This is a genomic window from Streptococcus sp. oral taxon 061, from assembly GCF_964211575.1.
GTDB lineage: Bacteria > Bacillota > Bacilli > Lactobacillales > Streptococcaceae > Streptococcus.
On sequence record NZ_CAXOQQ010000006.1, the window covers coordinates 41,360 to 54,937 of the forward strand.

General features: G+C 41.5%; 11 protein-coding genes. 4 read left to right on the forward strand and 7 right to left on the reverse strand.

Features of this window, described 5'->3' with window-relative positions:
- Window positions 1-320: 320 nt before the first annotated feature.
- The 7 genes from AB8E63_RS05715 to leuS all read right to left on the reverse strand — a co-directional run bounded on the left by AB8E63_RS05715 (window position 321) and on the right by leuS (window position 7,771).
- Complete coding sequence (locus AB8E63_RS05715; protein ID WP_368910362.1) at window positions 321-893, reverse strand: nucleotidyltransferase family protein; 573 nt, start codon at window positions 891-893, stop codon at window positions 321-323.
- The gene (gene ruvB / locus AB8E63_RS05720; RefSeq protein WP_006151318.1) at window positions 874-1,872 is read right to left on the reverse strand and encodes a Holliday junction branch migration DNA helicase RuvB; all 999 of its coding nucleotides are present in this window, start codon (window positions 1,870-1,872) and stop codon (window positions 874-876) included. Before ruvB ends, AB8E63_RS05715 begins: the two co-directional genes overlap by 20 nt.
- A gap of 165 nt (window positions 1,873-2,037) precedes the next feature.
- The gene (locus tag AB8E63_RS05725; protein WP_368910363.1) at window positions 2,038-2,892 is read right to left on the reverse strand and encodes an ABC transporter permease; all 855 of its coding nucleotides are present in this window, start codon (window positions 2,890-2,892) and stop codon (window positions 2,038-2,040) included.
- Window positions 2,892-3,755 carry an ABC transporter ATP-binding protein gene (locus AB8E63_RS05730; RefSeq protein WP_368910364.1) on the reverse strand — a complete coding sequence of 288 codons (864 nt, stop codon included), beginning with the start codon at window positions 3,753-3,755 and terminating at the stop codon, window positions 2,892-2,894. The genes AB8E63_RS05725 and AB8E63_RS05730 overlap by 1 nt, the downstream gene beginning before the upstream one ends.
- Before the next feature lie 261 nt (window positions 3,756-4,016).
- Window positions 4,017-4,454, reverse strand: a complete 438-nt coding sequence (locus AB8E63_RS05735; protein WP_368910365.1) for a GNAT family N-acetyltransferase — start codon at window positions 4,452-4,454, stop codon at window positions 4,017-4,019.
- An 11-nt stretch (window positions 4,455-4,465) separates the two neighbouring features.
- Entirely contained in the window at window positions 4,466-5,158 is a 693-nt protein-coding gene (locus tag AB8E63_RS05740; RefSeq protein WP_368910366.1) for a GNAT family N-acetyltransferase, read from the reverse strand.
- A gap of 111 nt (window positions 5,159-5,269) precedes the next feature.
- Window positions 5,270-7,771, reverse strand: coding sequence for a leucine--tRNA ligase (gene leuS / locus AB8E63_RS05745; protein WP_368910367.1), 2,502 nt, complete (start codon window positions 7,769-7,771; stop codon window positions 5,270-5,272).
- 239 nt (window positions 7,772-8,010) lie between these two features.
- On the opposite strand from leuS, the gene AB8E63_RS05750 reads away from it, so the two are divergent.
- From AB8E63_RS05750 to AB8E63_RS05765, 4 genes are all read left to right on the forward strand, one after another.
- Window positions 8,011-9,027 carry an NAD(P)H-dependent glycerol-3-phosphate dehydrogenase gene (locus tag AB8E63_RS05750; RefSeq protein WP_368910368.1) on the forward strand — a complete coding sequence of 339 codons (1,017 nt, stop codon included), beginning with the start codon at window positions 8,011-8,013 and terminating at the stop codon, window positions 9,025-9,027.
- A 21-nt stretch (window positions 9,028-9,048) separates the two neighbouring features.
- Window positions 9,049-9,945: a UTP--glucose-1-phosphate uridylyltransferase GalU gene (gene galU, locus AB8E63_RS05755; RefSeq protein ID WP_368910369.1), complete on the forward strand. Its 897-nt coding sequence runs from the start codon at window positions 9,049-9,051 to the stop codon at window positions 9,943-9,945.
- Window positions 9,946-10,069: 124 nt separating this feature from the next.
- Window positions 10,070-12,637: a penicillin-binding protein PBP1B gene (gene pbp1b / locus AB8E63_RS05760; RefSeq protein WP_368910370.1), complete on the forward strand. Its 2,568-nt coding sequence runs from the start codon at window positions 10,070-10,072 to the stop codon at window positions 12,635-12,637.
- 8 nt (window positions 12,638-12,645) lie between these two features.
- Complete coding sequence (locus tag AB8E63_RS05765; protein WP_368910371.1) at window positions 12,646-13,578, forward strand: DMT family transporter; 933 nt, start codon at window positions 12,646-12,648, stop codon at window positions 13,576-13,578.

Below are 13,578 nucleotides of genomic sequence, written 5' to 3' on the forward strand. Positions count from 1 at the left end.
CTAGTTTCCTATTGTTTTTCATTCTTTTAGTCATTGTTCAACATCTCTTTCTCAGCCCACTGGACTTCCATTTACTCTATTCTCAGAAAATCTCTGGCCTTACTTCTTATACTAGAGAAATCTTTGACCTTTGTCAACATTTCGCTGGTGTTTGCCCTTGATTAGCAACCATTCTCACCTCAAGTTCGCAACAAAAAAAGCCGCCTGATTAGGCGACTTAATTTTTTTATAGGGAGATTATTATGAAAAAGTTTTAGGAGTATAAGTTAAGGTCTTCTTAACTTATGAGATAAGTATACAGCTCCTATCTTAAAGTTTCCTTAAGTATTTTTAAATGTGAGATTTTTCCATTTTTCTCGCCAATTTTTCTTAGATAAACGCTGTTGATAAAGCTTCATCCGGTCGTCATTTTCTAAAAAATGAGGAGTCGGAGCAACTTGAAAGTTCAAAATATCTTCCAAACCATAAGGCGCAAATAGCTCTAAAGTTGCGTCAGCATGCAAGCGAAGTCCTATCGCCGTACAACGTTCGGGATATTTACTCATAGCGTCACAGGAATTCATATACGGTTCCGTATGGGGACTATGCTGATGCATATAGACCTGATTTTTCAACTCCCACTGATACTGGGGGAAGTCCTCTCTCAACTTGTTTTCTAGAGCTAGCGTTTCTTCGTAACTCACATCTGGGTCAAAGAAAATCACATCCACATCCGTTTCACGGTCAAAGGCTGGCTTATCTGACAAGAGATTCCAGATAAAATTTCGGACCGAACCAGCTGCCAACCAGGAATCTTTCAACTCCAAGTCACGGATGATGGTCAGAATAGCCATCATGTCAGAATTTTCCCTGAAAGAGTCTAAGATTTCAGACTTATTTTTCAATGTATTCATACCCCAAATGCTCATAAGCCTTAGCTGTCGCGACCCGTCCTGAACGAGTTCGCATGATAAAGCCTTTCTGGATCAGGTAAGGTTCGTACATGTCTTCTACCGTCTCACGCTCTTCGGCGATATTAACCGAAAGGGTACCTAGACCGACAGGACCGCCACCATACATTTCAATCATGGTACGGAGAATTTTCTGGTCAACATAATCCAAACCTTCATGGTCTACATCCAGCATAGTCAAAGCCTTATCCGTAATCACATCATCAATCAAGCCATCGCCCATAATCTGCGCAAAGTCGCGCACGCGCTTAAGGAGACGATTAGCGATACGAGGAGTCCCACGACTGCGTAAAGCCAACTCCGAAGCTGCTTCATGAGTGATTTCCATCTCAAAGATATCTGCCGTCCGCTCGACAATCTCTGTCAAGTCGTCATGGGTATAGTATTCCATGTGACCAGTGATTCCAAAACGTGCACGAAGAGGATTTGAGAGCATCCCTGCTCGTGTCGTCGCACCAATCAAGGTAAACGGTGGCAAGTCTAGATGAACGCTACGGCTAGCTTCCCCTGCTCCAATCATGATGTCGATGTAGAAATCTTCCATGGCACTGTATAGAACCTCTTCTACCGACATGGGCAAGCGATGAATCTCATCAATAAAAAGAACATCTCCTGGCTCCAAGTCATTCAAAATCGCTACCAAATCACCGGCTTTTTCGATGACAGGACCAGACGTCTGCTTGAGATTAACTCCCAATTCATTGGCAATGACAAAAGCCATGGTTGTTTTCCCGAGACCTGGAGGGCCAAACAAAAGAACATGGTCCAGCGCCTCATCACGCATTTTTGCTGCCTCGATAAAGATTTGAAGCTGATCCTTGACCTTGTCTTGTCCGATATATTCACGTAAATATTGGGGACGGAGGGTACGTTCTACCAACTCCTCATCACCCATGATTTCATTATCTAAAATTCTACTCATGTTCCTATTATAGCAAAAATCCAGCCTACAAACAAAAAAGCCACCTGATTTGGTGGCTTCTTTAGGGAGATTATTATGAAAAAGAAAAGTTAGGATTTCTATTAAATAAAGTTAGGAGGTCTTTACTTAATGGTTACATGATACATGAGTAAACTTAAAGTTAACTTAACCTATAATTTTTATTTTTTTGCTAGAGATTTTAACTACTACCAGCCAAAGCAGAAAAGTTAGGAGGCAGATACTCACCACTATTAAGTATGTTTCTTCCTTTGTTAAAAGGTTCTGCCAATTAAGCCGGACTCCTAATTTTTCTTGAAACTCTTCTAATAAGCTACTATTCCCCATAAATGTAGTTTCTAATTGCTCCTTCATTAAGGCCTGTCTATAGAGAGAAGCAAGATAGGTAGCCGGTGTGCACTTCATGAGAACTTGAGCGAAGTTAGGAAGAATTCCCATTGGTACATAAGTTCCTACTAAAAATCCTGAAGCTGTACCTACAATGGTAGCCAATTTACCCAGACTATCTACTGACTGGAAATGGTAAATCAAGAGTGCATTTACCAATGTTGAAAGGAGACTACTTAGCAGCATGATTAAACTTATTTCAAATAGCTTACTCATAGCTGGAATTTCTTGAAAATAAAGGCTCATAACAATAAGCATAAAGGCTTGCATAACAAAGGAAATGATAAGGCTACTAATAAGATAAGACAGTTGCAAGCCCCAGCTCCCTAAATCTGTCAAAAAGAGATCCTGATCCACTTGATTTTCACGGTCTTGTACCATCTGGGTCAAAGCTGTAAAACTGGTTGTAATCCCAGTCACAGCCAAGGTTCCACCCATCAGCCAGTTATTTAAAAGGCTCTTATTATCAGGAAGTTGGGACCAGGCATCCATCAAATTTTTCTGCAAAAAAATGATATAGAGTAGAAAGGAAATCAAAGCTCCCAGTAATGAGAAAAAGACTCCTGAACGATTACGAAAATACAATAAAAAATCACGTTTTAATAAGGCTAACATCAGCGCACCTCTCTTCCTGTAAGGGCTATGAAGGCATCATCCATAGTTCCTGGACGAAATTCAAAGCCAGCAATCTTCTCACGAACTTGGGTCAAATAATCAATAGCTTCCAATTGGTTCTCGGGATAAAGACTATACTCAAACTCATTTTCTTTTTCCACAGGCATATTTTTAGGTAAGAATTTCTCCACTTGCTTGTCTTTAAAATAAATTTTTAAAAGATTAGAAGCATACTCACTTTTAATCTCAGCAGCAGAACCTTGGGCAATAACCTTTCCATGATCTATAATATAAAGTTGATTTGCCTCATCTGCTTCATCCAGATAATGAGTCGTTAAGATAATAGTCATCCCTTCATCTCTTTGTAGACGATACAATAAATCCCAAATGGATTTACGAGTCTGAATATCTAGTCCAGTCGTAGGCTCATCTAGAAATAAAATATCGGGATTGGATAGGAGAGCCCGAGCAATGTCAACTCGACGTTTCTGTCCTCCTGATAAAGTTCCATAAAGTTGTTTTTGAAAAGCAGTCAACCCTAGTTGATTGATTAAATCTTCCACACGACCACCTTTAATCCCCTTATACTGCTGGGCTCGAATGGTTAGGTTTTCTTTGACTGTCAACTTTTCATCCAATACACTTGCTTGAAAAACAACTCCAATCCTAGTATTGGGCGCATAGATGATTTGACCATTAGTAGCTCGTTTAAGTCCGATTAACATTGAAATCGTGGTCGATTTGCCAGCCCCATTAGGTCCTAAGATTGCGTTAAAACTTCCTTTTTTAAACTCTAAATTTATATCTTTTACTGCTGTATGGTCTCCATAGTTCTTAGTGAGGCCTTTTGCTTGTAAAATCATATTTCCTTCCTCCTTTTTACACCTTCAGTTTAACAAAAAGGAAAAAGAAAAAATATAGTTTGGTGCTATGTGGTCGAAATGGATGATTATGTGGTCAATTCTACCTTAAAACTTCTGAATTTGAACATAAAAAAGCCACCTGATTTGGTGGCTTCTTTAGGGAGATTATTATGAAAAAGAAAAGTTTAGGATTTCTATTAAATAAAGTTAGGAGGTCTTTACTTAATGATTACATGATACATGAGTAAACTTAAAGTTAACTTAAGATAAAAGAATTATTTTAATTTTTTTTCGATCCACCCAAATCATTCCTGTACAATCATAAGTAGATAAGGTTTCAAACCCCAGAGAACGGTAAAAACCCAAGGTTTTTTCTGTCTGTTCAGTCGCTAGTTGTATTTGATAGGCATCCTTATAGTCAGCCAAGGCTTCTTTCATCAAGTTACTACCAATTCCTTGGCGCTGATAGCTAGGCAAAACAATCAAATCCTGGACAAAAACGGATGAAAAACCGTCTCCAACCAGACGCACTAAACCAACGATTTCCTCACCATCACGGGCAAGATAAGTTGCTAGTGAGTGATACAAGGCCTGCTCCAACATCTGTGGCTGATTGGTATAGTTTGTCCAACCAACTGCCTGATAGAGATGCAAAACATCATCAATTGAAACAGAGCTTTCTTTTGTAATCTTAATCATAGCAAACCTTTCTAACATTTCCTAAGCGATTTTATCTGCTGCCCATTTTTATCAAAATTTTCAGGATGCAACCACGATTCAAAACGAGCTTTGACCTTTGGCCAGTCCTTATCGATCATAGACATCCAATCCGTGTCTCTGGTGCGACCTTTATAGATAACAGCTTGGCGGAAGGTTCCTTCATAGACAAAGCCCAAACGTTCTGCTGCTTTTCTAGATTGAAGATTGAGGGCGTCGCACTTCCACTCATAGCGTCGATAGTTGAGTTCTTCAAAAACATAACGAGCTAGCAAATAGTGAGCTTCTGTTCCCATCCTGGTCTGTTTGAGAGCCGGAGAAAAGGTCACCGCGCCAACTTCAATGGTGCGATTGGCTTGGTCAATACGCATGAGCGAAAAAGTACCCAGTGCTTTACCAGTCGCTTTATCAATAATCGTATAATAGAAGCGATCCTTTCGCTCAATCATCTGCTTTAAAGAGACGATTAATTCTTCTAGATTTTCTACTGGTGGTTGAAAGAGATAGGTCCACATGTCACGGGGGCTATCGGGGCCATAGACAGCTAACAAATCCTCTGCATGCTTTTCCACTGAAAGAGCTTCTAGAATCGTATACTGTCCTTCTATCCGTACAAGCGAGGGTAAAACTCCAGGTGTATTATCTACAGGTTCACCAATCATCTGACCATATTCATTTACTGGCATAGCTTTCTCCTTATCTCACACTTATAAGTTTAAAGATGTGAATAGTATATCACATCTCACAGGTAATCTACAAAAAATCCTCCAGAACTTAGCTCTGAAGGACTTTTAAATTTATTTCGTTACGATATTTACAAGCTTGTTAGGTACACTAATCACTTTCACGATGTCCTTGCCATCGATCTCTGCTTTGACTTTGTCATCAGCCAGAGCAATTTCTTGCAATTCTTCGCGTGACAGATCTTTAGCGACCATGAGTTTGGCACGGACTTTTCCTTTGATTTGAACAACGATTTCGATTTCGTCTTCAACCAATTTGCTTTCGTCCCAAGTTGGCCAAGCCACGTAAGAGATAGACTCACCTGTTGCTGCCACTGTTTGCCAGAGTTCTTCTGCCAAATGAGGCGCAAATGGGGCAATCAATTGGATAAAGCCTTTGGCGTAATCCACGTAGAGTTTGTCTTCCTTGTTAGCTGCGTTGATAAAGACCATGAGCTGGGCAATGGCTGTGTTGAATTTCATGGACTCGATTTGCTCTGTGACAGCTTTAACGGTTTCGTTATAAACCTTGTCTAGAGCACCATTGTTTTCCGCAACGATTTCTTTACTTGTGATCAAACGGTAAACACGGTCGAGGAACTTACGGCTTCCTTCTAGACCTTCTTCTGACCAAGCGATTGAAGCATCAAGTGGTCCCATGAACATTTCATAGACACGAAGGGTATCAGCACCGTATTGTTCCACCACATCGTCTGGGTTCACCACGTTCTTGAGGGATTTAGACATCTTAGCCGGTGCTTGCTCCAATTCTTCCCCTGTTTCCATGTGGAAGAATGAACCATCACGTTTTTCAACCTTGTCAGTCGCCACAAGAGCACCACGGTGGTCACGGTAGCTAGTTCCCAAGATCATTCCTTGGTTAAAGAGTTTTTGGAATGGTTCTTTGGTTGGAACAACACCGATATCATAGAGGAATTTATGCCAGAAACGAGCGTAAAGTAAGTGGAGAACGGCATGCTCTGCACCACCCACGTAGATATCCACGGGCAACCATTGTTTGAGGAGATCCTCATCAGCCAATTTCTCTGTGTTATGTGGATCAATGTAACGGAGGTAGTACCAGCTTGAACCAGCCCATTGTGGCATAGTGTTGGTTTCACGACGACCTTTGACGCCATCTTCACGAGTCACTTCCAGCCAGTCGGTCAAGTTAGCCAATGGGCTTTCCCCAGTACCTGAAGGGCGGATGTCCTTGGTTACCGGCAAGACAAGTGGGAGGTCGCTTTCTGGAACGGCTGTCGAAGTCCCATCTTCCCAATGAATGATTGGGATTGGTTCACCCCAGTAACGTTGACGGCTAAAGAGCCAGTCGCGGAGGCGGTAAGTCACCTTCTCTTGGCCACAACCTTTTTCTTCTAACCAAGCCACAATCTTGGCAATCGCATCTTCCTTGTTCAGTCCATCAAGGAAGTCTGAGTTAACGTGAAGGCCATCTTCTGTGTAAGCAGTTTCTGCTACATTTCCACCTTCCAGTACTTCTACGATTGGAAGACCAAACTGTTTAGCAAATTCCCAGTCACGTTGGTCATGGGCTGGTACGGCCATTACCGCACCTGTACCATAGCTAGCGAGAACGTAGTCGGCAATCCAAATTGGAATTTCTTTGCCGTTTACAGGGTTGATGGCATAAGCACCCGTCCAAACTCCTGTTTTTTCCTTGGCAAGGTCTGTACGAGCCAAGTCTGACTTGAGGCTAGCTTGATGTTTGTAGTCTGCTACAGCCTCAGCCTGTTCAGGACTTGTGATGGCATCTACTAGTTCATGCTCAGGCGCCAAGACAGTGAAAGTCGCACCAAAAAGGGTGTCAGGACGAGTGGTAAAGACGGTGAATTCCTTATCTGTTCCCTTCACTTTAAAGGTTACATTAGCACCAGTTGATTTACCAATCCAGTTGCGTTGCATGTCCTTGATAGACTCTGGCCAGTCAAGGTCATCCAAGTCATTGAGCAAGCGCTCTGCATAGGCCGTGATTTTGAGCATCCATTGGCGCATTGGTTTACGGACAACTGGATAGCCTCCACGCTCAGATGTTCCATCTGGAAGAACTTCTTCGTTGGCGATGGCCGTTCCCAATTCTTCGACCCAGTTTACTGGTACTTCCGCTTCATAGGCCAAGCCTTTTTCATAAAGCTTGGTAAAGATCCATTGCGTCCACTTGTAGTAGTTTGGATCAGTTGTATTTACCTCACGGTCCCAGTCGTAAGAGAATCCAAGCGCATTGATTTGGCGTTTGAAGTTGGCAATGTTTTCCGCTGTGAATTCCGCTGGATCATTCCCTGTATCCATAGCATATTGCTCTGCAGGCAAACCAAAGGCATCCCATCCCATTGGGTGAAGGACGTTGTAGCCTTGGGCACGTTTGAAACGGCTGAGGATATCAGTCGCTGTGTATCCTTCTGGGTGCCCTACGTGAAGACCCGCTCCAGATGGGTAAGGGAACATGTCCAATGCATAGAACTTAGGTTTTGAGGCATCTGTTCCTGTCTTAAAAGTGTGATGGTCAGCCCAGTATTTCTGCCACTTAGGCTCGATTTCTTTGTGATTGTAAAAACTCATGCTGTCTCTCCAATTTTCGTGATGCTCCTATTATACCATTTTTAGGGGAAATATTGTTCCTCTTTTCGTGTTTTTTATCGTTTCGCCCTTTGAATACTAAACTATTTTACAAATAAATTCTAAAAATTCTCCAATTTATATAATTTCCTATTCAAACAATTCTTAATAAATAATATAGATGCAAGATAGGGCTTTTTATGGTAGAATATAGGAAAGTGCTTTCTCAGAAGGAGGGGAAAATGAACAAACAAACCATCGCTGTTTTAGGGCCTGGTTCTTGGGGTACTGCTCTGTCACAAGTTTTAAATGACAATGGACATGAAGTACGTATCTGGGGAAATATTCCTGACCAAATTGACGAAATCAATACACAACATACCAACAAACGCTATTTTAAGGATATTGTATTAGACGAAAAGATTGTTGCCTATCATGATTTGGCAGAAGTCTTGAAGGGCGTTGACGCTGTCTTGTTCGTAGTTCCAACTAAGGTGACAAGATTGGTAGCTCAACAAGTAGCTGCTGTTCTTGATCATAAAGTGGTTATTATGCATGCTTCAAAAGGTCTCGAGCCAAATAGTCACAAACGTCTTTCAACCATTCTTGAAGAAGAAATCCCTGAAGAGTTCCGTAGTGAAATTGTGGTTGTATCTGGTCCTAGTCACGCAGAAGAAACAATTGTACGTGACATCACCTTGATTACTGCTGCTTCTAAAGATTTAGAGACAGCTCAGTATGTTCAAGCACTCTTTAGCAACCACTACTTCCGTCTTTATACCAATACAGATGTGATTGGAGTGGAAACAGCTGGTGCTCTTAAAAATATCATTGCTGTTGGTGCAGGGGCCCTTCATGGACTTGGCTTTGGTGATAATGCTAAGGCTGCCATTATCACGCGCGGGCTTGCGGAAATCACTCGTCTGGGGGTTAAACTTGGAGCAAATCCATTAACTTACAGTGGTCTTTCTGGAGTTGGGGATTTAATCGTTACAGGAACTTCTGTCCACTCACGTAACTGGCGTGCTGGAGATGCTCTTGGGCGCGGTGAAGCCTTGGCAGATATCGAAGCAAATATGGGAATGGTCATTGAAGGAATTTCAACAACCAAAGCTGCTTACGAATTGGCGCAAGAGCTTGGAGTCTATATGCCTATTACCCAGGCTATTTACCAAGTTATTTATGAAAATGTTAATATTAAGGATGCTGTTTCTGAACTCATGAGTAACGAGTTCAAGGCAGAAAACGAGTGGTCATAATCACCGTTAGAAAGGAAGCTCATGAAGCAAAAAGTTAGAAAAGCTGTTATCCCTGCCGCGGGGCTTGGAACTCGTTTCCTCCCGGCAACCAAAGCCTTGGCCAAAGAAATGTTGCCAATCGTGGATAAGCCAACTATCCAATTCATCGTAGAAGAAGCTCTTAAATCTGGAATTGAGGACATCCTTGTGGTAACAGGGAAGTCAAAACGTTCTATCGAAGACCACTTTGACTCAAACTTTGAACTAGAATACAACCTCAGGGAAAAAGGAAAAACGGATCTCTTAAGATTAGTTGATGAAACGACTGGCATGCGCCTTCACTTCATCCGTCAGACACACCCACGTGGCCTCGGAGATGCCGTTTTACAAGCCAAAGCATTCGTTGGGAATGAACCTTTTGTGGTGATGCTCGGAGATGACCTCATGGATATCACTGATGACAATGCTGTCCCATTGACTAAGCAACTTATGAATGATTACGAAGAGACTCACGCTTCTACTATCGCCGTAATGCCTGTACCACACGAAGAAGTTTCTGCCTATGGTGTTATCGCACCTCAAGGTGAAGGAAAAGATGGACTTTATAGCGTTGAAACCTTCGTTGAAAAACCAGCTCCTGAAGATGCACCAAGTGATTTAGCAATCATCGGCCGTTACCTTCTCACACCTGAGATTTTTGGTATTCTTGAAAACCAAACACCTGGTGCCGGAAATGAAATCCAGCTAACAGACGCTATTGATACCCTCAACAAAACCCAACGAGTATTTGCTCGTGAATTTAAAGGTTCACGTTATGACGTTGGAGATAAGTTTGGATTCATGAAGACTTCCATCGAATATGCCCTCAAACATCCTCAAGTTAAAGACCACTTGAAAGACTACTTGATTGATCTTGGAAAAGAACTATCAGGTGAATAACAAACCCTTAAACCAGGTTGAAAACACCTGGTTTTCTGCTGCCTAAACACCTCCAAAGCTAGTCCAAGCCTAATTTCTTGCAATCATTGCTTTTATGGTATAATAATAAGGAGTGAGGAAAGAAATGAAGAATAAATTATTATTTATGAAAGAAAAAGGACTGGCCTTACTGGAGTCCCTTAAAACAAAACTAAAAAATATACATCTAGGAAAAAAAGGTCCTAAAAATTCTAAAAAGAAAAAGCAAACCAAAACGAATATTTGGACTATCTTTGCCAATATCTTACTGGGAATCAAGGCAACCTTTAATACCCTATTCATCATCGCCTTTCTTGGTGGACTTTTAGGTACTGGGGTTGTTTTCGGTTATGCTGTATCTCTATTTGACAAAGTGACCGTCCCTCAAACAGAAGATTTAGTCAAACAAGTGAACGATATTTCATCCATCTCTGAAATTCGCTATGCTGATGGTTCCATGATTGGCGCTATTGAAAGCGACCTCCTTCGGACATCTGTCGCATCAGATGCTATTTCAGAAAATCTCAAGCAAGCTATCGTTGCGACCGAGGATGAACATTTCGCTGAACACAATGGAGTCGTTCCTAAAGCGGTTATTCGTGCCAGTCTAGGAAACTTTATCGGACTTGGTTCTTCTAGTGGAGGCTCTACACTAACACAGCAGCTCATTAAGCAGCAAGTGGTTGGGGATGCTCCTACACTAGCTCGTAAAGCTACTGAAATCGTGGATGCCTTGGCCTTGGAGAGAGCAATGAGCAAGGACGAAATCTTGACAACCTATCTCAATGTCGCTCCATTTGGTCGTAACAATAAAGGGCAAAATATCGCAGGAGCTCAACAAGCTGCCAAGGGTATTTTCGGTGTTGACGCCAATCAGCTAACGATACCTCAAGCAGCCTTCATAGCAGGCTTACCACAAAGTCCCATCTCTTACTCACCTTATGAATCTACTGGGGAGATGAAGAGCGAAGAGGATATGGCACTTGGTATCAAACGTTCCAAAGATGTTCTTTACAATATGTACAGAACTGGAGTCCTTAGTCAAGAAGACTACGAAACCTATAAGGCATACGACATCAAGCAAGATTTCTTGCCAGCTGAAAGTGTAGACGTAACTTCTAGGGGCTATCTCTACTTTACTGCTCTCGATGAAGCAACTAATCTCATGTATGACTACTTGGTACAAAAAGACAATGTCTCTGCCCAAGAACTAAAAAACGAGTCTATCCAAAAGTCCTATCGTGAATTAGCTGAAAAAGAAATTCAAAATGGTGGTTACCGTATCACAACTACAATCGACAAAGCTATCCATACTGCCATGCAAGATGCAGTGGCCAACTATGGCTATCTAGTTGATGATAATACCGGTCAACCTGAAGTCGGAAATGTTTTGATGGATAATCAAACGGGAGCTATCTTAGGTTTTATTGGTGGCCGCGATTACCAAAGTAACCAAAACAACCACGCTTTTAATACCAAACGTTCTCCTGCTTCAACTACTAAACCAATCCTAGCCTACAGTATTGCCATTGACCAAGGTTTGATGGGAAGTGCAAGTGTCCTATCTAACTATCCAACTAACTTCTCAAACGGAAACCCAATCATGTATGTCAATAGCCCTGGTACAGCCATGATGAGCTTGAAAGAAGCCCTCAATTATTCGTGGAACATCCCAGCCTACTGGACTTACCGCACACTCCGTGAAAAGGGTGTTGATGTTCGCTCTTACATGGAAAAAATGGGCTATGAAATCCCGGAATACGACATTGAAAGTTTGCCTATGGGTGGAGGAATCGATGTTACTGTAGCTCAACATACAAACGGATACCAAACCTTAGCCAACAACGGTGTTTATCATAAAAAATTCATGATTTCGAAAATCGAAAAAACTAGTGGTGAGGTTATCTATGAGCACAAAGACGAACCTGTTCAGGTATACTCTAAAGCGACTGCAACCATTATGCAGAGCTTGTTGAGAGATGTTATTTCGTCACGAATCACTTCAAGCTTCCAGAGCGACCTTGCTGCTATCAATCCAAGTTTAGCGGGTGCTGACTGGATTGGTAAAACTGGTACAACCAATGAAGATGGTGATATGTGGCTTATGCTTTCAACTCCAAGATTGACACTTGGGGGTTGGCTTGGCCACGATGACAATCGACCTCTTGGAAAGGGAGCTGGTCACTACCGCAATGCTAAATATATGGCTTATCTGGTAAATGCTATTCAGCAAGCTTCTCCTTCTGTTTGGGGTTCTGAACGCTTTAGTCTTGACTCCAGCGTCACTTCTTCTCAAGTTCTTAGATCGACTGGTCAGAAACCAGGTAAGGTTACTATTAACGGCAGAGAAATTGAAGTAACTGGAGAAATGGTAACCAGCTACTGGGCAAACCAAACTGGTGCTCCGACTACTACCTATAAATTCGCTATTGGTGGAAGTGACTCTGATTACCAAAATGCTTGGAATACGATTTTGGGGAGTTTACCAAGGTCATCAAATTCCAACAATAATAACTCAAACAACAATAATAACTCAAACAACAATAGCAATAATAACAATAATCGAAATAATAACAACAATAATAATAGCAATAGTAACAGCAATAACGGTAATAATAACAATAATATTACCAACGGAAGTAACGACTCTTCGTCAAATAGACTACAACGCTAACCTTTTATATGAATCAGTATCAAAAGAATATTTTTAAGGGGACCATCTACTCCCTCCTATCTGGATTAATATGGGGTATTTGTGGCATTTTAGGAGAATTCTTCTTTACGCATTATCCAGTATCATCCGGCTGGATTACTTCCATGCGACTAAGCCTTGCAGGTGGTTTCGTACTTATCTTTTCTAGCTTTAAGTTCCGTTCACAGCTATTCGATATCTGGAGAAAGCGCAAAAACTATCTGCCTTTTCTGGCTTATGTCATCTTAGGAATCTTCTCTGTTCAGTATTTCTTCTATCTTTGTGTAGAGTACTCTAATGCGACAACTGCAACCATCCTACAATTTATCAGTCCTGTCTTCATTCTTATCTACAACCGTATCATCTACAAGAAAAAAGCTTCTAAAAAAGCAATCTTCTATGTTTTAACTGCTATGCTTGGAGTCTTTTTGATGGCTACCAAAGGCGATTTGTCTAAGTTATCCATCACTCCTATTGCCTTACTAACTGGACTTCTCAGTGCCCTAGGGGTTATGTTTAATGTCATCTTACCCCAACCATTTGCTCGAAAATACGGTTTTGTGCCAACTGTTGGCTGGGGAATGATGCTAGCTGGACTCTTTAGTAATTTTCTCTACCCCGTTTATAGAATTAGCTTTCAGCTGGATTGGGTGAGCATCTTGATTTGTTTGACCATTGCCTTTCTGGGAACAGCTTTTGCCTTTTTCCTATCCATGAAGGCTGTCTCGTTGGTATCCCCATTGGTGGTATCGGTCGTCAGTGCTAGCGAACCTCTATCCTCTGCTATTCTAAGCGTTCTATTTCTAGGTCTGGTCTTAGATAGCTACCTGCTATTAGCTATGATTTTGATTATTATTCCCATGATCTTCTTATCCATCGAAGAATCAAAAGACAAACTGAAAGAATCTTCTTTTAACACTTAA

Bases quoted from the DNA above. Each gene is read 5' to 3' on its own strand.
- ruvB (WP_006151318.1), bottom strand. From the start codon at position 1,872: ATGAGTAGAATTTTAGATAATGAAATCATGGGTGATGAGGAGTTGGTA.
- leuS (WP_368910367.1), bottom strand. From the start codon at position 7,771: ATGAGTTTTTACAATCACAAAGAAATCGAGCCTAAGTGGCAGAAATAC.
- AB8E63_RS05715 (WP_368910362.1), bottom strand. From the start codon at position 893: ATGAATACATTGAAAAATAAGTCTGAAATCTTAGACTCTTTCAGGGAA.
- AB8E63_RS05730 (WP_368910364.1), bottom strand. From the start codon at position 3,755: ATGATTTTACAAGCAAAAGGCCTCACTAAGAACTATGGAGACCATACA.
- AB8E63_RS05750 (WP_368910368.1), top strand. From the start codon at position 8,011: ATGAACAAACAAACCATCGCTGTTTTAGGGCCTGGTTCTTGGGGTACT.
- AB8E63_RS05725 (WP_368910363.1), bottom strand. From the start codon at position 2,892: ATGTTAGCCTTATTAAAACGTGATTTTTTATTGTATTTTCGTAATCGT.
- AB8E63_RS05765 (WP_368910371.1), top strand. From the start codon at position 12,646: ATGAATCAGTATCAAAAGAATATTTTTAAGGGGACCATCTACTCCCTC.
- pbp1b (WP_368910370.1), top strand. From the start codon at position 10,070: ATGAAGAATAAATTATTATTTATGAAAGAAAAAGGACTGGCCTTACTG.
- AB8E63_RS05735 (WP_368910365.1), bottom strand. From the start codon at position 4,454: ATGATTAAGATTACAAAAGAAAGCTCTGTTTCAATTGATGATGTTTTG.
- galU (WP_368910369.1), top strand. From the start codon at position 9,049: ATGAAGCAAAAAGTTAGAAAAGCTGTTATCCCTGCCGCGGGGCTTGGA.
- AB8E63_RS05740 (WP_368910366.1), bottom strand. From the start codon at position 5,158: ATGCCAGTAAATGAATATGGTCAGATGATTGGTGAACCTGTAGATAAT.